The sequence below is a fragment of the Methylobacterium sp. genome, from assembly GCF_028290105.1.
Classification (GTDB): Bacteria; Pseudomonadota; Alphaproteobacteria; order Rhizobiales; family Beijerinckiaceae; genus Methylobacterium.
The window spans coordinates 26,273-44,244 of record NZ_JAQGKL010000146.1; the positions used below are offsets into that span (position 1 = coordinate 26,273).

A 17,972-nucleotide genomic window follows, 5' to 3' on the forward strand; every position below is an offset into this window, starting at 1 on the left:
TCGGGCAAACCGATATGATCCCCGCATGGCCGCCGACGTGACGATCCCCAACCTCCAAGATTTCCGCCGCATCGTCATCAAGGTCGGCTCGGCCCTCCTCGTGGACCGGGCGCGCGGGCGCCTGCGCCACGCCTGGCTCGCGGCGCTCGCCGAGGACATCGCCGATCTGCATGCCAGCGGCGCCGACGTGCTAGTGGTCTCGTCGGGCGCGATCGCGCTCGGCCGCACGGTTCTCGGCTACCCCCCCGGCACCCTGCGCCTGGAGGAGAGCCAGGCCGCCGCCGCCGTGGGTCAGATCGCGCTGGCGCGCCACTGGTCGGAGGCGCTGGGGCACCACGGCATCGCCGCCGGGCAGATCCTGGTGACGCCGCAGGACACGGAGGAGCGCCGGCGCTACCTCAACGCCCGTGCCACGGTGCTGAAGCTCCTCGAAGTGCGCGCCGTGCCGGTGGTCAACGAGAACGACACGGTGGCGACCTCGGAGATCCGCTACGGCGACAACGACCGGCTCGCCGCGCGCGTCGCCACCATGATCGGCGCCGACGTGCTGGTGCTGTTCTCCGACATCGACGGCCTTTACACGGCCCCGCCCCACACCGACCCGCAGGCGCGCCATCTCCCCCTGATCGAGCGGATCACCCCGGAGATCGAGGCGATGGCCGGCGGCCCGGCCTCGGAACTCTCGCGCGGCGGCATGCGCACGAAGGTCGAGGCGGCCAAGATCGCCGCGAGCGGCGGCACCCACATGATCATCGCCGACGGGCGCGAGAAGAACCCCCTGCGCAGCATCCTCAAGGGCGGGCGCTGCAGCTGGTTCCTGTCCGGCTCCAACCCCGTCACCGCCCGCAAGAGCTGGATCGCGGGTTCGCTGGAACCGCGCGGCATCCTCACCGTCGACGCGGGCGCTGCCCGGGCGCTCCAGGGCGGCGCCAGCCTGCTGCCGGTGGGCGTCACCCGCGTTCAGGGCGGCTTCGGGCGGGGCGATGCCGTGGTGATCCGCGACGAGGCCGGGCGGACCCTCGGACGGGGGCTCGTCGCCTATGACAGCGATCAGGCCCTGCGCATCATCGGGCGTCCGAGCCGCGAGATCGCGGACCTTCTCACCCATCCGGGCCGGGCGGAAATGGTGCATCGCGATGACCTCGCGATGGTTGGGGAATAGCCGCTCTGTCAGCGGGAATGCTTGTTTTTGCGGCGCGCGACGTGGCATGACGGGCGGGAACACATGGCGGCCGCGCCCTTTTCGCGACGGTCGCGAGGATGAAGGCCGTGCCCGTTCTGAACCTGCGCACCGATTTTGCTCCCCCCGGTGATCTCTCCGCCGAGATGAACGCCATCGGCCGGCGCGCCCGCGCCGCCGCCCGCAAAATCGCCCTCGCCCCAGCCCAGACCAAGGACACCGCGCTTCGGCTCATCTCCGAGCGCCTGCGCGCCGAGCGTGACACCATCCTCGCCGAGAATGCCCGCGACGTGGAGGCGGCGCGCGCCGCTGGCCAGACTCAGGCGCTCATCGACCGCCTGACCCTCGACGCGGGCCGCCTCGACGCCATTGCCGACGCCGTCGCCAAGATCGGCGCGCTGCCCGACCCCGTCGGCCGGCAGGTGGCGGCCTTCGAGCGGCCCAACGGCCTGCTGATCGAGCGCATCGCCGTGCCGCTCGGCGTGATCGGCGTCATCTTCGAGAGCCGCCCCAACGTCACGGCCGATGCCGGCGCGCTCTGTCTCAAGGCCGGCAATGCCGCCATCCTGCGGGCGGGCTCCGACAGTCACCGCTCGGCCATGGCCATCGCCCGCGCCATGCGGGCCGGGCTGGAGGCCGCGGGCCTCCCCGCCGACGCGATCCAGATCGTGCCGACCCGGGACCGTGCGGCTGTGGGCGCCATGCTGTCGGGTCTCGATGGCGGCATCGACGTCATCGTGCCCCGCGGCGGACGCGGTCTCGTGGAGCGGGTCCACGCCGAGGCCCGCGTACCGGTCTTCGCCCATCTCGACGGTATCTGCCACGTCTACGTGGCGGCTGGCGCCGACCTCGACATGGCCCAGACCGTGGTCCTGAACAGCAAGATGCGCCGCACCGGCATCTGCGGCGCCGCCGAGACGCTGCTGGTCGACCGCGCCTGCGCGGGCACGCACCTCGCGCCGCTCGTCACCGCCCTGCTGGAATCCGGCTGCGCCGTGCGCGGCGACGCGGCCACGCAGGCCGTGGACGCCCGGGTGAGCGCCGCCACCGACGCCGACTGGCGCACCGAGTACCTCGATGCGATCATCGCGGTGCGGGTGGTCGACGGCCTCGACGCGGCCATCGACCACATCGAGACCAACGGATCGCATCACACCGACGCGATCATCACCGACGACACGGCCGAGGCCGCGCGCTTTCTGGCCGAGGTGGACTCCGCCATCGTCACGCACAACGCCTCGACCCAGTTCGCCGATGGCGGCGAGTTCGGATTCGGCGCCGAGATCGGCATCGCCACGGGCCGCATGCACGCGCGGGGACCCGTGGGCGTCGAGCAACTGACTACCTTCAAGTACCGCGTCCACGGGAACGGGCAGACGCGTCCTTGACGCGTCGTCCACTGCGGAATCCAGGCCCCGATGCGCCTTGACGCGTCGGGGCCTGCGCACCTGCCCCCCGTCGCGCCGGGCCTACGCATCGGCCTCTATGGCGGCTCCTTCAATCCGGCCCATCTCGGGCACCGGCATGTCAGCCTCGTCGCCCTGAAGCGGCTGCGGCTCGACCGGGTCTGGTGGATGGTCACGCCGGGCAATCCGCTGAAGGACAGGGGCGATTTGGCCGCCATCGACACGCGCGTCGCGCGGGCAGGCCGGGTCGCCGATCATCCACGCATCGCGGTCACGGATTTCGAATCGCGGATCGGCGCGCGCTACACCCGCCAGAGTCTGCGCTTCCTCACGCGACGCAATCCGGCCGTTCGTTTCGTCTGGATCATGGGCGCCGACAGTCTCGCGACATTTCATCGCTGGCAGGGATTTGCCGAGATCGCGCGCCTGATGCCAATCGCGATCATCGACCGGCCGGGCTTTACCCTGACGGCGCCGGCCGCCCGCGCCGCCCGAAGGCTGGCACGCTGGCGCATTTCCGAATCGGACGCGGGCGGCCTCGCCGATCGGGCCGCGCCCGCCTGGGTCTTCCTGCACGGCCCCCGCTCGACCCTCTCGTCGACGGCGCTTCGGGCCAGACCCGCTCGGGGCGAATAGGCAGGCCATGGAAAAGGCAAGTGCCACGTTCCACTTTCGGGCCAATCAGGGTACGGTGGCGGGATGACGATGGCGATTGCAGGAATCCAGACGCTGAACGACGCGGTCCAGACCGGAGCCCCGGGCTCCGAAGACTCCACGAACCGGAAGATCGACGATCTTCGGAGCCTCGCCCTCGACTGCCTCGAGGACATGAAGGCCGAAGAGACGATCGAAATCGATCTCATGGGCCGGACCTCCCTGGCCGATACGATGATCATCACCTCCGGCCGCTCCCAGCGCCATGTCGGCGCGATCGCGGATCGCGTCCTGCAGGAAATCAAGGCCAAGGGCCTCGGCACTGCCCGGGTCGAGGGCATGCCGGCCTGCGACTGGGTGCTGATCGATGCCGGTGACATCATCGTTCACATCTTCCGCCCGGAAGTGCGCGGTTTCTACAATCTCGAGAAGATGTGGGGCGCCGATCGTCCCGCCGCGGCCCTGGCCGAGTGAGCCTCGGCGCCGCGTGCGCCTGCTCGTGGCGGCGGTCGGCCGCCTGAAGCCCGGCCCGGAGCGGGACCTCGCCGCGCGCTACCGCGAACGCGCCGCACAGGTGGGCCGCTCCCTCGGCTTCACCGCCTGCGATGTCGCCGAAATCCCCGAGAGCCGGGCGCGCCGCGCGCCGGATCGCGCATCGGAGGAAGCAACGGCCATCCTGGGCCACGCTTCGGCCACCGGCATGGTGCTCGCCGTCTACGACGAGCGCGGCCGGTCCGACCTCACCAGCGAGGCCATTGCCGAGCGTGTCGGAACGTGGCGCGATGCCGGGCGCTCAGGCTTGGTCCTGGCCATCGGCGGCGCCGACGGGCTCGATCCGGCGGTGCGGGCGCGCGCCGAGCTGAGCCTGTCCTTCGGAGCCGCCACCTTGCCGCACGGGCTTGTGCGCGTGCTGGCCCTGGAGCAGGTGTATCGCACGCTGACGATCCTCGCCGGCCATCCCTATCACCGCGGAAACCTCGACGAGCGATGAGTTCGGCCAAGCGACCCAGGCGAGACGCGGTACGAGGCGGCCTGATCCTGGCCGCACTCCTCGTCGCGGGCCTTGCGGCGCGTGCCGAGGACGCGTCGACACCGGAGGCCGTCCAGAAGGCGCTGGAGGAGAAGAGCCGCCGGGCGGAGAACCTGAAGCGCATCGAGGACGCCCTGGCCGCCAGCACCGGCGCGCGGGCGAAGTTCGAGACGGAGATCGCCGCCATCGGCGGCGACCGGTCCAAGCTCAACACCGCGCTTCTCGATGCCGCGCGCCAGGCCCAGGCCACCGAGGTCCGGATGAGCCGGTTGGAGGAGCGCCTGAAGACCCTTGGCGCAAGCGAGGCTGCGCTACGCCGCTCGCTCGATTCCCGGCGCGGCGTCATCGCCGAGATACTGGCCGCCCTGCAGCGCATGGGTCGCCGTCCCCCGCCCGCCGTACTGGTGCGCCCCGAGGATGTGCTCGCGGTGATCCGGACCTCGATGCTACTCGGCGCCGTGGTACCCGAGTTGCGGGGCGAGGCAGAGACGCTCGCCGGCGACTTGTCCGAACTCGTGCGCCTTAAGGGGCTCATCGCCGCCGATCGCGAAGGTTTGACCAACGATCTCGCCGGCTGGGCCCGCGAGCAGCAGCGCCTCAACGCGCTCATCGCCGCGCGCCGCACCCGGCAGGCCGAAATCGAAAGCGGACTGGCCGCCGAGCGCACGCGTACGGCCGAGCTTTCCGTGCAGGCCAGAAGCCTCAAGGATCTTCTCGACCGTATGGAAGGCGAGGTCGCCTCGGCCCGCCGCGCGGCGGAAGAGGCTCGGGCCGCCGAGACCCGCGAGGCGCGCGCGACGCAGGAACGCTTCGCCGCAGCGGGTGCCCGGGATCCGGCACGTCTGGCGCCGAAGGTACGCTTCGTCGATACCCGTGGCGACCTGCCGCGTCCGGTGAGTGGCGCGATGGTGCGAAGTTTCAACCAGCCCGACGGCAATGGCGGAACCACCCGCGGCATATCGCTCTCGACCCGGCCGAAAGCCGTGGTTTCGTCACCGGCCGATGGCTGGGTGTCGTTCGCCGGGCAGTTCCGGTCGTACGGCCGACTCTTGATCATCAACGCCGGCGATGGCTACTATCTCTTGTTGGCGGGGATGGACCAGATCAACGTCGAGGTCGGCCAGTTCGTACTTGCGGGCGAGCCGGTGGCGGCGATGGGGGAGGGCGGCACCGGTCCCGATTCGGCGGGCGGTGATCGCGGCGATCCGGTCTTATACGTTGAGTTCAGAAAAGACGGCGGCTCCATCGACCCGGAGCCTTGGTGGGCGAAAAGCCCCAGCGAGAAGGTTCGCGGATAATGCGCAAGGTTTCCCTCGTTCTGCTCGGCGCGTTCATCGGCGTCGGCTCCTCCATGGTGGCGATGCAGACCCGCCTCCTCTCGGGGACGAGCGCGGTCGCGGCCTCCGCCGAGACCTACCGTCAGCTCAGCCTGTTCGGCGACGTCTTCGAGAAGGTGCGCACGGACTACGTCGAGAAGCCCGACGAGGCGAAGCTGATCGAGGCGGCCGTGAACGGCATGCTGACCTCGCTCGATCCGCATTCGAGCTACATGGATTCCAAGAGCTTCCGCGACATGCAGGTGCAGACGCGCGGTGAGTTCGGCGGCCTCGGCATCGAGGTCACGATGGAGGACGGCCTGATCAAGGTCGTCACCCCGATCGACGACACGCCCGCCTCGAAGGCCGGCATCCTCACCAACGACGTGATCACGCAGATCGACGAGGATCAGGTCCAGGGCCTCACCCTGAACCAGGCCGTCGACAAGATGCGCGGCCCGATCAACTCGCCGGTCAAGCTGAAGATCAGCCGTAAGGAATCCAAGGACCCGATCGAGGTCACGCTCAACCGCGACGTGATCAAGATCAAGCCGGTGCGCTCGCGCGCCGAGGGTGGCGATGTCGGCTACATCCGCCTGACCCAGTTCAACGAGCAGACCTTCGACGGCATGCGCGCGGCGATCGACAAGCTCAACACCGACATCGGCCCCGACAAGCTCAAGGGCTACGTGCTGGATCTGCGCAACAACCCGGGCGGTCTCCTCGATCAGGCCGTGATGGTGTCGGATGCCTTCCTCGACCGGGGCGAGATCGTCTCGACCCGTGGCCGCAACCCCGACGAGACCCAGCGCTTCTCGGCGAAATCCGGCGACCTCACCAAGGGCAAGCCTATCGTGGTGCTGGTCAACGGCGGTTCTGCCTCGGCCTCCGAGATCGTGGCCGGCGCGTTGCAGGACCACAAGCGCGCGACGGTGCTGGGCACCCGTTCGTTCGGCAAGGGTTCCGTGCAGTCGATCATCCCCCTCGGCGGCAGCGGCGCTCTGCGCCTGACCACGGCGCGCTACTACACGCCGTCGGGCCGCTCGATTCAGGCCAAGGGCATCGAGCCGGACCAGGAGGTCCTGCAGGAGGTGCCGGACGAGCTGAAGGGCAAGGACGAGACCAAGGGCGAGGCCGGGTTGAAGGGCCACCTCAAGCAGAAGGACGTCGAGGAGCGCGGCGGTTCGTCGGCCTACGTCCCGCCGGATCCGGCCAAGGACAAGCAGCTCATCGCTGCCTTCGACTTCCTGCGCGGCATCCAGAAGGGCGCGGCCAACACGCCGAAGGCAGCCGTCCCGAACTGAGGTCCATCCGCCTCGCCTTAGCGAAGCGTTAACCATGACGGCCCCCAATGTCGGTCCAGAACCGACATCGGGGGCCGTTCGCGTTTTCGGCGAGGGCCGTCCAACATCGGCTCACGAAGCTTGGGGAAGCGGCTGCGCGTGGCCACCGACGACATCCTGACCCGACCGCTCGGAGCCAAGCCCGCTTCCGGCCAGCGCCTGCGGTCGCTGCGGCAGGTCCGGGTGACCGCGCCGATGCTGCTCGGCGGCTTGGTGTCCGGGCTCGTCGTCGGAGTCAGCATCCTCGCCGTGGCCGGCGATCCGGAGGGTGGAGAGCCCAGCGCGGTGGCCGCCATCACCTTGCGCGAGCCGGTCGCCACCCCCGTGGCGCCGATAGCCGACAAGCCGCAACGCCCGACGACCGGTCCGAGCAGCGCCGACGAGGTCGAGTCCGCGTCCGGAGTCACCGTCTTCCGGCCCACCGGAACGTCTGCGCCGAGCGAAGCAGTCGTGATTCAAGTACCCTCCGCCGCGCCGATCAAGCTGGCCTCCGCCCCGGATCCGCGCCTCGTCGAGCGGGGCCGCCACGGTAACGTTCCGCGCCTCGGGGACAGCCGCCTTCGTCCCCTCGACGTCTACGCTCGACCCGAGGCCGCAGGCTCGGGGCCCCGCGTCGCCATCCTCGTCTCGGGCTTGGGGATCGGGCAGGCCGCCACCGCCAGCGCCATTGCCCGCCTGCCGCCTGCGATCAGCCTCGCTTTCGCGCCCTATGGTGGCGATCTCGAACGCACCGTGGCCCGTGCGCGGGAAGCCGGACACGAGGCGCTGCTCCAGGCTCCGATGGAGCCCTTCGATTATCCCGACAGCGATCCCGGCCCCCAGACTTTGCTGACGTCGTCGCGGACGCCGGAAAACCTGGACCGCCTGAGCTGGATCATGAGCCGGTTCTCCGGCTTCGTCGGCATCGTCAATTACATGGGCGCCAAGCTGACGAGCGATGCGGCGGCGCTGGAACCGGTCCTGCGCGAGATCGGCGCCCGCGGTCTCGGCTTCGTCGATGACGGCACCTCCCCGCGCTCGCTCGCCGGCACCCTCGCCGCCAAGGCCAAGGTGCCGGTCGCCCGCGCCGAGATCGTGCTCGACGCGCTGGCGCGCCCCGAGGCCATCGACCGGGAACTCGCGCGGCTGGAGGCCCAGGCCCGCCAGAAAGGCTTCGCTCTCGGTTCTGCCAGTGCCATGCCGATGAGCATCGACCGGATCGCCCGCTGGGCGGCCGACGCCGAGGCGCGTGGAATCCGGCTGGTGCCGGTCAGCGTGGCCCTCAGGGGGGCAGGGGCGGCGACGCGGCTCAGCAGCGCGAAACCCTGAGTCGCAGAACCTCCGAAATACCCGATGCCGTCGTTTCGTGCGTTGCGGCACATGGCCGGTCTGCCTATGGTCGCGCCATGACCGCACCCCCGATCGCCGACGGCACCGGCCTGCCGTACCGACCCTGCGTGGGCATCACGTTGATCTCGCGCGATGGCCGCGTGTTCATCGGGCGCCGCCGGGCCGATGCGGGGCCGGAGCACGTCGCGGACGGACGCGCCTGGCAGATGCCGCAGGGCGGCATCGACGCGGGCGAGGACCCGGCGGACGCGGCATTGCGCGAACTCTACGAGGAGACCAACGTCGCGGCCGGCTCCGTCGTCCGGCTCGGCGAGACGGAGGGCTGGCTCTCCTACGACCTGCCGCCGACGGTGCTGAAACAGGTCTGGAAGGGGCGCTATCGCGGCCAGACGCAGAAGTGGTTCGCCTTCGGTTTCCTCGGCTCCGACGACGAGATCGATGTCGCCACGCCGGGCAACGGCGTCTTCAAGTCCGAATTCGATGCCTGGCGCTGGGAGCCGATGTCCGGCTTGCCCGACCTGATCGTGCCCTTCAAGCGGCCGGTCTACGAGGGCGTGGTCGCCGCCTTTGCGGGCCTGACCGCATGGCGCGCGCCCTCGTGACAGTCTGAGCCGGCATCCCGATGCGGTGGTGGTCAATTCCGGTCGTGCTGGTTCTAGGGTGGTTCGCCTACACGCTGACGCCCCTTTGGGCGCTCTACGATCTCGCGCGCGCGGTCCAGGCGCACGACACCGACTACATCGCACGCCACGTCAACTTTCACACGTTGCGCGTGTCGGTGATCCGCCAGGCGGCAGCGGCCGCGCAGGCGCGCGACCCGTCCGCGCCCGACATCGAGCCGCGCGAGCGCCAGCGCATCTCGGAGGCCGCCGCCGCCCTGGCGATCCCGATCGCCGAGGCACTGGTCACGCCTGCGACGGTGGTCGATCTCCTCGATGACGGCTGGCCGCAGACGGTGGAACTCGGCCGGGATGAGCCTGAGCCGAAACCCGGGGGAGGGGGCCTGCGCATCGAGAGCCTGCGCCGGCTGATCCCGTTCTATCTCGCCTCCGAGATGCGGGGGTTTCGCGCCGTGGTCGTCGGCGTGCCCCCCGAGGCGAGCCGGGACCGCCGTTTGAGAATCCGATTGCGTCTGCACGCCTGGACCTGGCGCGTGGTCGACATCGAACTGAACGACGAGCTTCGCGAGCGGATCGCCCAGACCTTCGCCCGCGCCAGCGCCAAGGTGCGCTGACCCGCCTCGCTCAATCGCAGCCCGGTTCGTCGCCCCGGTTGGTGAAGCGCGCATTGCCGAGGCCGGTGCCGATGGTGAGGACGCCCCAGCGCGTCACGTCCTTGCGGTCCGGAACCTCGCTCAGGCCCTGCACCACGGCGTCGTTGTGCATCACCACCATGGTGGTGTGACCACCGATGCGGGGAATCGCGGCCGTGATGCGGCCGGCGAGGTTGAAGTCGTCGCCCTCCCAGTCGCCCGGCAGGTTCTGGCCACCGCGCGCGATGGTGCCATCGGCCGCGATGACCCCGGGGCAGCCGATTCCGATGAAGGGCGCCAGGGTAAGGTTCGCCCGCTCTGCCCGCCGGATCAGGTCGTTCAGCATGCCGATCAGACGCTCGATCGCCTCGTCTCGGCTCGGCGCCGGGTCCTCGTCGCGGTGCCGCCAGAGTTCCGAGCGCCAGACCGCGCTGCGCGACAGGTCGGGCGCCTTCCTGAGGTTCGTGGTCACCACGCCGGCTCGGATGTTGCTGCCACCGATGTCGACGGCGAGGAGGCTGTCGTAGCCGGAGAAGATCCAGGCGGGGGCGAGGTGCACGGCGCCAATCAGGCCGCCCTCGTCGGGATGGTGCCGGATCGGCTCCAGGGTGATGTCGATGCCCTCGCCACGCAGGAGGAACCCGGCACGGCCGATCGCGAGGCAGCCGGCGCGGCTGTCGCGAAATCCGCCCCCGACCACGATGGCCTGGGTCCCGCGCCAGCCCTCCTGGTTCAGGAAGATGCGCACCACGCGGGCCAGTTCCTGCGCGAAGGCCTCGATGGCGCTGAACACGGCACCGGAGGCGAGCGGGTCTTGCCCCAGCAGGATGTGATCGAGGCGCCGCTTGGTAAAATCGCAGCTCGGCTTGTCGCCGAGGGGGTCGGGGCCAATGGCGTGCAGGCGCTCGCGGCACGCTTCCAGCATCGTGCGGAACGCCGCCTTCGAAACCCGGTCGCCGATGAAGCCGTCGCCGTCCTTCAACTCGATGTTGTAGTCGTCGACGACGACGGAGGGCAGCCGCTGCGCCGCGTGGGCGATGCCCGCTTCGCGGATCGTAATGTTCTGGTTCATGCCGTTCCGTCCGTCCCCCGCCGCGGCTCCGCGCGCAGCCCAACGCGCAACCCGGCTATTTGGGCTTGGCGGTATCCGGCACGACGGGCGCCTTCGGCTCGCGGGCCTCCATCAGGTCCTCGGCCTTTTCCTCGTCGGTGTCGCCGCCGCGCTCGATCGTCTTCTCGGGGTTGGCCGCCAGCGCACGGACGATCGCCACGAGGCGCTCGCACTCGGCCTCGTACTTGTAGGTCTCCAGCACGATCGCGGCGTCGCGCAGGGTACGCAGGTCGCGCACGGTCTGCTTGTTGGCGGATTCCCGCAGCTCGGTCTTGCCGGCGATCGCCTCTTCGAGCTTGGCGCCCTTCACGTCGCAGGCGGCGGATGCCGTGGCGGTGCTGGCGGCAAGGAGGAGTGCGGCGGCGAGAAGGCGCATCGTTTGGCTCCGGCAGACGGGGTCCACGCGCTTTGCGCGGACGCGGTCAGGCGTGATGGGGGTTGGGACGCAGGATGTCGTTGGCGAGGGCCACGAGGTGGCTCAGGCGGTAGGGCTTCGGTACGAAGATGGAATGCGAGACCGCGTCGGCCTGCGAGAGCTGGCCGCGACCGCCGGAGGTATAGACCACCGGCAGGTTCGGCCAGTGTCGGCGCGCGCGATGGGCCAGGACGAGGCCGTTCGTGTTGCGAGCGAGATCGATATCGGTGAAGAGCAGGTCGACGCGCTCCCGCGCCAGGATGTCCTCCGCCGCGTCGGCATCGGCGGCGGTGAGGACGCGGTAGCCCTCGTCGAGCAGCGCCTCGGCGGCGAGCTCGCAGACCATGGCTTCATCCTCGACCACCAGGACGGTCTCGGCGGCGCCGCGGGGGCTGAAGGCAGGGATGCTGGGAAAGGCGCAGGCGAAGGAAATCATGACGCAACTCCTACTCACCCGGCGTGAGGGCCTCGGCCCCGTGCCGGATCGTCAGACAAACGGGTCGCCGAGGCGCTTCGTTCGCCGCCGTTCACTCCAATTGCGCGGACTTGGTAAGCGAAGCTTTAACCTTGCGGGCCCGGAGATAAATCGACCGGCGCCGCGCCCATGACCCGTCCCTGGCATCTCGGCTTCGGCCTCATCCTGACGGCCCTCGCCGGCTACGTGGATGCCCTCGGTTTCATCCGGCTGGGGGGCCTCTACACCTCGTTCATGAGCGGGAACACGACGCAGCTCGCGGTCTCGATCGGCCACGGCGATCCGCACCACGCCCTGCTGCCCGCCCTGCTGATCCTCGCCTTCCTGCTCGGCGGCATCTGCGGCGGCGGTCTCTCGGCGCTGACGCCGTCGCGCTGGGTCACCCCGGTCATCCTCGGCTTCGAGACGGCGGTGGTGAGCGCCGCCTTCCAGGCCGCGACGGCGGCGCCCGATTCCGGCATCGCCTCCCTGATGCTCGCCCTGGCGATGGGCGCGCAGAACGCGGTGCTCTCCCATGTCCAGGGCTTTCGCGCCGGCACCACCTTCGTCACCGGCGCGCTGTTCGGCTTCGGCCAGAAGTTCGCCCTGGCGCTGGCCCGGCGCGGCGCGCGCTGGGCCTGGGTCTCGGACGGCGTCGTCTGGTTCTCGCTCTTCGTGGGATCGGTGGCCGGGACGGTCGCCTACGGGCAACTGGCGTTGTATGCGCTGGCCATCCCCGCCGGCATCGCCGGCTTCCTCGCGTTCCTCGCGACGATCCTGACCGTCCGCGCCGTGCCCAACGCCGCCGGCAAGGTCGCCGTGAAGTGAGCCCGCGAGACCACGCTGTGAGAGATCCCTCCGCATGAGCGCCCCCTCCCTCCTCGATCACGTGACGCCCATCGCGGCCGGCGCCCATGTCACCCAGGCGGTCTGGCTGAAGGACACGCTGGCGCTGGCGCTCGGCGATGGCGGCGTGCTCCTCGTCTCCGGCTCGGAGACCCGGCGGGTCGAGGCGCATCCCGAGGCCGGCATCCTCGTCGGCGCCGGCGACGGACGCCGTCTCGTCACGGGCGGCGACGACGGCCGCGTGGTGGCGACCTCCGACAAGGGCGACGTCATCGAGGTGGCGGCCGCGAAGAACGGCGCCTGGATCGACGCCCTCGCCCTCCATCCGGACGGCGGGATCGCCTATGCCGCCGGCCGCAACGTCGTCGCCCGCGACCCCAAGGGCCGGGAGAAGACCTTCGCGGCGCCCTCCACGGCGCGCGGTCTCGCCTTCGCGCCGAAGGGCTATCGCCTCGCGGTCTCGCACTATAACGGCGCCACGCTCTGGTACCCCAACCTCGAGACCGCGCCCGACTTCATCGAGTGGAAGGGCTCGCATATCGACGTGACCTGGTCGCCGGACGGCCGTTTCGTGGTCACCACGATGCAGGAAAACTCGCTGCACGGCTGGCGCCTTCAGCCCGACCGCGGTCACATGCGGATGTCGGGCTATCCCGGCAAGGTGCGCTCGGTCTCCTGGTCGGGCGACGGCCATTGGCTCGCCACCAGCGGCGCCGAGGCCGCCATCGTCTGGCCGTTCGATTCGAAGGAAGGCCCCACCGGCAAGGCGCCCCGCGAGTGCGGCGTGCGCCCGGCCCGCGTCTCCCGGGTTGCGTTCCACCCCAAGGCCCTGGTGCTGGCCATCGGCTACGAGGATGGCTGCATCCTCCTCGTGCGCTTTGCCGATGCCTCGGAACTGTTGGTGCGCCCGGCCGTGAAGGGCAGCGCGATCTCGGCCCTGGCCTGGGACGGACGGGGCACGCGCCTCGCCTTCGGCTGCGCCGACGGGCAGGCCGGCCTCCTCACCCTGCCGGCCTGAGGTCGCGATGGCCCTGTTCGGCTTCGGTGGCCGCCGGCCTCCCGCAGATCAAGGCGTCCGTGACGCCATCAGCGCCTGGGTGCGCCGGATCGGCGGACTGGACGAGGGCGTCCTCGTCAAAGTGAGCGAGATCGTGTGCGCCGATCCCGCTTGCCCCGGTATGGAGACCGTCATCCTGATCATGGCGCCGGGGCGCCCGACCCGGGCGGTGAAGGTTGCGCGTGCCATGGACACGGTCTCGGAGGCGGATATCGAGGCGGTGCTTCGCCCCGTTCCCTGAGGCGGAGAGCGGAACCCGTCACCCCGTCGCGCCTTTCATTCTTACGGTCAAGATCGGGAGATGCCGTGTTTCGCGTCCTGCGCACCCTCGGTCTCGCGCTCGGGCTCCTCGGCGGCGCCATCGCCGCGCAGGCACCGGAATTCGCGCAGCAATATGCCCAGCGCCTCGGTGGGACCGTCGATGAACTACGCCGGGTGGTCACCACCTTCGAGTCGGATGCTTCCGCCACCGGGCGCAGCCGCGACGAAGCCGTCGCCCGCCTCAGCGGTGACCGCGATGTCCTCGTGGCTCGTCGGGGCGCTGCGGCGCGCCAGGACATCGCGCGCCTCAAAGCGCTGAGCCGACAGCAGCGGGCGCTGGCCGAGGCGGGTGGGCCGCTTGGACGCGTGGTCGCCGTTCTGCGCAATCCAGACATGTCCCTGGCACGGGCAACCTACCAAGACTACGTGCCGGCCATTCCCACCACCGCCGACGGTCTCACCGCCGCTTTCGTCGGGTTTCTCGCGACCTGGGCGGGCTGGCGCATCCTCGCGGATCTCGCCCGCCGCCTCGTCGTCGGCCGACGCAGGCCGGTGTTGAGCCGACGCGCCTGAACCCGAGTGAGGGGCCGGGAGAGCCCGACTGTTGCATCGCGTCTACAGCCCACCCCTCCTGGCTGCACTACCACTGGTGCCGTAGCGCGCAGGCCTCGTCCTGGCGCCGGTTCACGGCCTCGATCGAACGCATGGCGCGCGCCCCCCAGTCTTCCGTCGACCCGGCTCACGACGCCGCGGCGCTGCTGCGCCGTATCGGCTTCATCGGCCTGTTCGTGATCATGCCGGTGGCGGCACAGTTCGCCCGCCGCGCCGTGGTCGTGCTGGCGCCGATCGCCATCGCGCTCCTGTTGCTCGCCAGCATCATCGACGGCAGGTCGCGCCCCGTCCGTCCGGCCTCGACCCGGCTGCTGCGCTCACACGCCTTCCTGGCCGGATGCCTTTTCATCCTCTGGGCCGCGCTGTCCCTGGTCTGGACGCCCTTCCTCGATCTCGCCACCGAGCGCCTGCTCAACCTCGTGGCGACCCTTCTCATGACCATGGCGGGCTACCTCGCGCTGCCGGACCGCATGCGCTCGGCCAATCTCTACCTCCTGCCCGTCGGGCTGGCGGCGGCTGCCCTCGTCGCCATCGGGCTCGGACTGTCGGAATACGGCCTGTTCGGGCGCGGGATGCCACGGTCGGGGGACGACGAGTCGATCCTCGACCGGGGGCTCATCCTTCTCGTCCTGCTGGTCTGGCCGGGGGTCGCCTGGCTGCGCTCGCGCGGGCGTGACGGACAGGCCCTCGGCCTCGCCGTGCTCGTCTCCGTCGCGCTCATCGTCTCGCCCGGGCCGACCACCCTCGTCGCCTTGGCGGTCGGTGCCCTGGCCTTCGCCCTCACCGTCGCACGCCCAGTCCTCGGCCCGCGCATCCTGGCCTTCATCGCCGCGGCCCTGCTCGTGCTCGGCCCGGTGCTGCCCTTCCTCGCGCGCCCGATCGGCGCGGGATTGTTCGGAGGGCGCGCGCCCGGCGTCCTCAGCCTGAAGGCATGGCAGGGGATCGTGACGGCAGAGCCCCTGCGGCTCATCACGGGACACGGCTTCGAGACGGCCCTGCGCGGCCGCTTCGTCGGCCTGCTGCCGATGAACGCACCCCGCACCCTGCTGTTCGAGCTCTGGTACGAGCTCGGCCTCGTCGGGGCCTTCGCTGCCGCCTTCGCCCTGCGCGCCGCGATCCTTCGGGCCGGCCGGGAGGTCTCGGTGCTGGTGCCCGGTGCCATGGCGGCCTTCGCGGCGGCCTTCCTCATCGCCTGCATCGGGGTCGGCATGATGGTGATGTGGTGGCTCACCACACTGGCGCTGGCCGTGCTGGTCTTCGTCGCGGTAGAGCGGGGCCAGTTCCGGACGCGCCGGCCCAAAGCAAGCCTGCTTCGCGCCGCCAACGACATCTGATCAAGCGTCGGTCGCGTCCTCGACGGCCGTCTCGATCGCCTGCATGTCGTCGTCGGACAGCCCGAAATGGTGTCCGATCTCGTGGACGAGAACATGCGTCACGAGGTGCCCCAGGGTCTCTTCGTGCTCGGCCCAGTAATCCAGCAGCGGACGCCGATAGAGCCAGACCTGGTTCGGCATCTGGCCCGTGGCCACTTCGCCGCCCTGGGCGAGCCCGATCCCGCGAAACAGGCCGAGGAGATCGAACTCGCTCTCGCACTCCATCTCGGTGAGCGTCTCGTCGTCGGGAAAATCCTCCACATGGATGACGAGGCCGGTACAGAGATTCCGGAAGGCCAGCGGCAGGTTCGCGAAGGCTTCGTGCGCCAGATCCTCGATCGCCGCGAGGTCCGGCGCGCGCAGCCGCGTCCAGTCGTGGATCGGGTCGCTGCTCATGCGAGTTCCGGCAGGACGTGCTGGCGCAGGAAGCCGGCCAGGTCGCTGGTGATGTGGTCGATATGCGGCTCGCGCACGGCCTCCTGTTCGAAGGCCTCTCGGAAGGGATCGAGGGTCGGGGGCACCACCAGCACCGTGGACATCCCGATGTCATGCGGCACGACGAGGTTGCGGGCGATGTCCTCGAACAGGGCGGCCCGGCGCGGATCGACGTCGTGGCGCTTCAGGAAGCGCTCGTAGGTGGACCGCTCCGGCTTCGGCACGAAGTCCGCGTCGGCGATGTCGAACACGTCCTCGAAATGGTCGAGGATGCCGAGCTTGGCGGCGACATTCTCGGCGTGCCGGCGCGAGCCGTTGGTGAGGATCAGTTTGCGCCCGGGCAGGCGCTCGATGCCCTCGCCGAGGGCGGGATCGAGCCGGATCGCCGAATGGTCGATGTCGTGGGCGAAGTCGAGGAAGTCGTGCGGATCGATTGCCGCCTCGACCATCAGCGCCTTCAGGGTCGTGCCGTAGCGGTGGTAGAAATATTTCTGCAGTGCCCGCGCCGAGAGGCCATCGAGCCCGTAGAGGCGCATGACGTAGAGGGTAATACGCTCGTCGACCTGCGGCCAGACCCGTGCGTCGCTCGGATAGAGCGTGTTGTCGAGGTCGAACACCCAGGTGTCGACGTGGCGGAAGCCACGGGATTGCGCGGTGGTGAAGTGGCTCTCGCCGGGAAGGAACAAGGCGTATCGACACGGGTTCGGGGTGGGCTCGGGCTGCCCGGCTGCCCCAGATGGGAACCGGACCTCCCAAAGGGAAGCGTCGCTGGTCGCTTTTCAGAGCATGGCCGCGCGCGTCCGGCAAGCGCCGGCCCCGCGCCGCAGGGGCGCGAGGCATCGTTGCGAGTCGCCTCCGTCTCAGCCGCGCCGGATCAGTGTGCCGGCGCCGTAATCCGTGAACAGTTCGAGCAGCACCGCGTGGCTGACCTTGCCGTCGAGGATGACCACGGCCTCGACGCCCTGCTCCAGGGCGTAGATGCAGGTCTCGACCTTCGGGATCATGCCACCCGTGATGGTACCGTCGGCGATCAGGCGGCGGCAATCGTCGATGGACAGTTCCGGAATCAGCTTCTTGTCCTTGTCGAGGACCCCCGGCACGTCCGTGAGCAGGAGCAGGCGCTTGGCCCGCAGCGCCCCCGCGATGGCGCCCGCGAAGGTGTCGGCATTGACGTTGTAGGTCTGCCCGTCCGCCCCGAAGGCCACGGGGGCCAGGACGGGAATCAGTTCGGCCTTGAGCACCGCGTCGAGGACGCCGCGCTCGACGTGCTCGGGCTCGCCGACGAGGCCGAGATCGATCTCCTGCTCGGTCTGGCTCTCGGGATCGATGATGGTGCGCGTGGCCTTCCTGGCCCGCACCATATTGCCGTCCTTGCCGCACAGGCCGACGGCGCGGCCGCCCTCGGCGGAGATCCAGCCGACGATCTGCTTGTTGATCGATCCGGCGAGAACCATCTCCACCACCTCGACGGTGGCCTCGTCGGTGACGCGCAGGCCGCCGCGAAATTCGGATTCGATGCCGAGCCGGCCGAGCATCCGCCCGATCTGCGGGCCGCCGCCATGCACGACGATCGGTTTCAGGCCAGATTGCTCCAGGAGCACGATGTCCTCGGCGAAATCCTCGGCTGCCGCGCGGTCGCCCATGGCGTGGCCGCCGTACTTGATGACCACGATCTCCTGGTCGTAGCGCTGCATGTGCGGCAGGGCCTGGACGAGGACTTCGGCGCGCACGTGGACGTTGGGCAGCGGTTCTTTCATCGTGGGGCTGGTCCTCGATGGCGCGTCGGGCACCCGCGCGCGACGCCGGGCTTCTAACGCAGCAAGGCGGTGCTGCGAAGCAGCGGTCCGGCGAATTTCTCGCACAGGCCGCGAATTCTGCAGACGACGCGCGAATGCAAC

At 70.0% G+C, this 17,972-nt stretch carries 21 protein-coding genes; 15 read left to right on the plus strand and 6 right to left on the minus strand.

All coding sequences use genetic code 11. The features are described 5' to 3' along the window. Positions 1–25: 25 nt before the first annotated feature. The 10 genes from proB to JWQ05_RS10485 all read left to right on the plus strand — a co-directional run bounded on the left by proB (position 26) and on the right by JWQ05_RS10485 (position 9,492). Complete coding sequence (gene proB / locus JWQ05_RS10440) at positions 26–1,162, plus strand: glutamate 5-kinase (protein WP_299658313.1); 1,137 nt, start codon at positions 26–28, stop codon at positions 1,160–1,162. 107 nt (positions 1,163–1,269) lie between these two features. Continuing rightward, a complete protein-coding gene (locus tag JWQ05_RS10445) occupies positions 1,270–2,568 on the plus strand; it encodes a glutamate-5-semialdehyde dehydrogenase (protein ID WP_299658315.1) in 1,299 nt (432 codons plus the stop codon). A gap of 30 nt (positions 2,569–2,598) precedes the next feature. Beyond that, positions 2,599–3,222: a nicotinate-nucleotide adenylyltransferase gene (locus tag JWQ05_RS10450; RefSeq protein ID WP_299658317.1), complete on the plus strand. Its 624-nt coding sequence runs from the start codon at positions 2,599–2,601 to the stop codon at positions 3,220–3,222. A 63-nt stretch (positions 3,223–3,285) separates the two neighbouring features. After that, on the plus strand, positions 3,286–3,714 hold the full coding sequence (rsfS, locus tag JWQ05_RS10455; protein ID WP_299658318.1) for a ribosome silencing factor: 429 nt from the start codon (positions 3,286–3,288) through the stop codon (positions 3,712–3,714). Between the two features lie 13 nt (positions 3,715–3,727). Next, positions 3,728–4,231 (plus strand): 23S rRNA (pseudouridine(1915)-N(3))-methyltransferase RlmH, encoded by a 504-nt coding sequence (gene rlmH, locus JWQ05_RS10460; RefSeq protein ID WP_299658320.1) that lies wholly within the window; start codon positions 3,728–3,730, stop codon positions 4,229–4,231. Beyond that, a complete protein-coding gene (locus tag JWQ05_RS10465) occupies positions 4,228–5,568 on the plus strand; it encodes a peptidoglycan DD-metalloendopeptidase family protein (RefSeq protein WP_299658322.1) in 1,341 nt (446 codons plus the stop codon). The genes rlmH and JWQ05_RS10465 overlap by 4 nt, the downstream gene beginning before the upstream one ends. Further along, positions 5,568–6,890: a S41 family peptidase gene (locus tag JWQ05_RS10470; protein WP_299658324.1), complete on the plus strand. Its 1,323-nt coding sequence runs from the start codon at positions 5,568–5,570 to the stop codon at positions 6,888–6,890. The genes JWQ05_RS10465 and JWQ05_RS10470 overlap by 1 nt, the downstream gene beginning before the upstream one ends. Before the next feature lie 138 nt (positions 6,891–7,028). Then, positions 7,029–8,237 (plus strand): divergent polysaccharide deacetylase family protein, encoded by a 1,209-nt coding sequence (locus tag JWQ05_RS10475; RefSeq protein WP_299658326.1) that lies wholly within the window; start codon positions 7,029–7,031, stop codon positions 8,235–8,237. 77 nt (positions 8,238–8,314) lie between these two features. Further along, a complete protein-coding gene (locus tag JWQ05_RS10480) occupies positions 8,315–8,860 on the plus strand; it encodes an RNA pyrophosphohydrolase (RefSeq protein WP_299658328.1) in 546 nt (181 codons plus the stop codon). 44 nt (positions 8,861–8,904) lie between these two features. Beyond that, positions 8,905–9,492 carry a DUF2939 domain-containing protein gene (locus JWQ05_RS10485; protein WP_366944583.1) on the plus strand — a complete coding sequence of 196 codons (588 nt, stop codon included), beginning with the start codon at positions 8,905–8,907 and terminating at the stop codon, positions 9,490–9,492. Between the two features lie 10 nt (positions 9,493–9,502). On the opposite strand, the gene JWQ05_RS10490 is transcribed toward JWQ05_RS10485, so the two are convergent. Genes JWQ05_RS10490 through JWQ05_RS10500 form a run of 3 tightly spaced genes read right to left on the minus strand, consistent with a single transcriptional unit; the run spans position 9,503 to position 11,472 of the window. Beyond that, a complete protein-coding gene (locus tag JWQ05_RS10490; RefSeq protein WP_299658332.1) occupies positions 9,503–10,582 on the minus strand; it encodes an ROK family protein in 1,080 nt (359 codons plus the stop codon). Positions 10,583–10,637: 55 nt separating this feature from the next. After that, entirely contained in the window at positions 10,638–10,997 is a 360-nt protein-coding gene (locus JWQ05_RS10495; protein WP_299658334.1) for a photosystem reaction center subunit H, read from the minus strand. 46 nt (positions 10,998–11,043) lie between these two features. Continuing rightward, entirely contained in the window at positions 11,044–11,472 is a 429-nt protein-coding gene (locus JWQ05_RS10500; protein WP_299658336.1) for a response regulator, read from the minus strand. A gap of 168 nt (positions 11,473–11,640) precedes the next feature. Between JWQ05_RS10500 and JWQ05_RS10505 the strand changes: the two genes are divergently transcribed. The 5 genes from JWQ05_RS10505 to JWQ05_RS10525 all read left to right on the plus strand — a co-directional run bounded on the left by JWQ05_RS10505 (position 11,641) and on the right by JWQ05_RS10525 (position 15,600). Then, a complete protein-coding gene (locus tag JWQ05_RS10505) occupies positions 11,641–12,318 on the plus strand; it encodes a DUF1275 family protein (protein WP_299658338.1) in 678 nt (225 codons plus the stop codon). 34 nt (positions 12,319–12,352) lie between these two features. Beyond that, positions 12,353–13,354 carry a WD40 repeat domain-containing protein gene (locus JWQ05_RS10510; protein WP_299658340.1) on the plus strand — a complete coding sequence of 334 codons (1,002 nt, stop codon included), beginning with the start codon at positions 12,353–12,355 and terminating at the stop codon, positions 13,352–13,354. A 7-nt stretch (positions 13,355–13,361) separates the two neighbouring features. Next, on the plus strand, positions 13,362–13,634 hold the full coding sequence (locus JWQ05_RS10515; RefSeq protein ID WP_299658342.1) for a hypothetical protein: 273 nt from the start codon (positions 13,362–13,364) through the stop codon (positions 13,632–13,634). A 65-nt stretch (positions 13,635–13,699) separates the two neighbouring features. After that, entirely contained in the window at positions 13,700–14,227 is a 528-nt protein-coding gene (locus JWQ05_RS10520) for a DUF2937 family protein (RefSeq protein ID WP_299658344.1), read from the plus strand. A 131-nt stretch (positions 14,228–14,358) separates the two neighbouring features. Then, positions 14,359–15,600: a peptide ABC transporter permease gene (locus JWQ05_RS10525; RefSeq protein WP_299658346.1), complete on the plus strand. Its 1,242-nt coding sequence runs from the start codon at positions 14,359–14,361 to the stop codon at positions 15,598–15,600. On the opposite strand, the gene JWQ05_RS10530 is transcribed toward JWQ05_RS10525, so the two are convergent. The 3 genes from JWQ05_RS10530 to argB all read right to left on the minus strand — a co-directional run bounded on the left by JWQ05_RS10530 (position 15,601) and on the right by argB (position 17,831). Next, positions 15,601–16,035 carry a metallopeptidase family protein gene (locus tag JWQ05_RS10530; RefSeq protein WP_299658348.1) on the minus strand — a complete coding sequence of 145 codons (435 nt, stop codon included), beginning with the start codon at positions 16,033–16,035 and terminating at the stop codon, positions 15,601–15,603. After that, complete coding sequence (locus JWQ05_RS10535; protein WP_299658350.1) at positions 16,032–16,760, minus strand: pyrimidine 5'-nucleotidase; 729 nt, start codon at positions 16,758–16,760, stop codon at positions 16,032–16,034. The genes JWQ05_RS10530 and JWQ05_RS10535 overlap by 4 nt, the downstream gene beginning before the upstream one ends. A 174-nt stretch (positions 16,761–16,934) precedes the next feature. Continuing rightward, on the minus strand, positions 16,935–17,831 hold the full coding sequence (gene argB, locus JWQ05_RS10540) for an acetylglutamate kinase (RefSeq protein WP_299658352.1): 897 nt from the start codon (positions 17,829–17,831) through the stop codon (positions 16,935–16,937). Between the last annotated feature and the right edge of the window lie 141 nt (positions 17,832–17,972).

Bases quoted from the DNA above. Each gene is read 5' to 3' on its own strand.
- proB (WP_299658313.1), top strand. From the start codon at position 26: ATGGCCGCCGACGTGACGATCCCCAACCTCCAAGATTTCCGCCGCATC.
- JWQ05_RS10450 (WP_299658317.1), top strand. From the start codon at position 2,599: ATGCGCCTTGACGCGTCGGGGCCTGCGCACCTGCCCCCCGTCGCGCCG.
- rsfS (WP_299658318.1), top strand. From the start codon at position 3,286: ATGACGATGGCGATTGCAGGAATCCAGACGCTGAACGACGCGGTCCAG.
- JWQ05_RS10465 (WP_299658322.1), top strand. From the start codon at position 4,228: ATGAGTTCGGCCAAGCGACCCAGGCGAGACGCGGTACGAGGCGGCCTG.
- JWQ05_RS10470 (WP_299658324.1), top strand. From the start codon at position 5,568: ATGCGCAAGGTTTCCCTCGTTCTGCTCGGCGCGTTCATCGGCGTCGGC.
- JWQ05_RS10480 (WP_299658328.1), top strand. From the start codon at position 8,315: ATGACCGCACCCCCGATCGCCGACGGCACCGGCCTGCCGTACCGACCC.
- JWQ05_RS10490 (WP_299658332.1), bottom strand. From the start codon at position 10,582: ATGAACCAGAACATTACGATCCGCGAAGCGGGCATCGCCCACGCGGCG.
- JWQ05_RS10495 (WP_299658334.1), bottom strand. From the start codon at position 10,997: ATGCGCCTTCTCGCCGCCGCACTCCTCCTTGCCGCCAGCACCGCCACG.
- JWQ05_RS10500 (WP_299658336.1), bottom strand. From the start codon at position 11,472: ATGATTTCCTTCGCCTGCGCCTTTCCCAGCATCCCTGCCTTCAGCCCC.
- JWQ05_RS10505 (WP_299658338.1), top strand. From the start codon at position 11,641: ATGACCCGTCCCTGGCATCTCGGCTTCGGCCTCATCCTGACGGCCCTC.
- JWQ05_RS10510 (WP_299658340.1), top strand. From the start codon at position 12,353: ATGAGCGCCCCCTCCCTCCTCGATCACGTGACGCCCATCGCGGCCGGC.
- JWQ05_RS10515 (WP_299658342.1), top strand. From the start codon at position 13,362: ATGGCCCTGTTCGGCTTCGGTGGCCGCCGGCCTCCCGCAGATCAAGGC.
- JWQ05_RS10525 (WP_299658346.1), top strand. From the start codon at position 14,359: ATGGCGCGCGCCCCCCAGTCTTCCGTCGACCCGGCTCACGACGCCGCG.
- JWQ05_RS10530 (WP_299658348.1), bottom strand. From the start codon at position 16,035: ATGAGCAGCGACCCGATCCACGACTGGACGCGGCTGCGCGCGCCGGAC.
- argB (WP_299658352.1), bottom strand. From the start codon at position 17,831: ATGAAAGAACCGCTGCCCAACGTCCACGTGCGCGCCGAAGTCCTCGTC.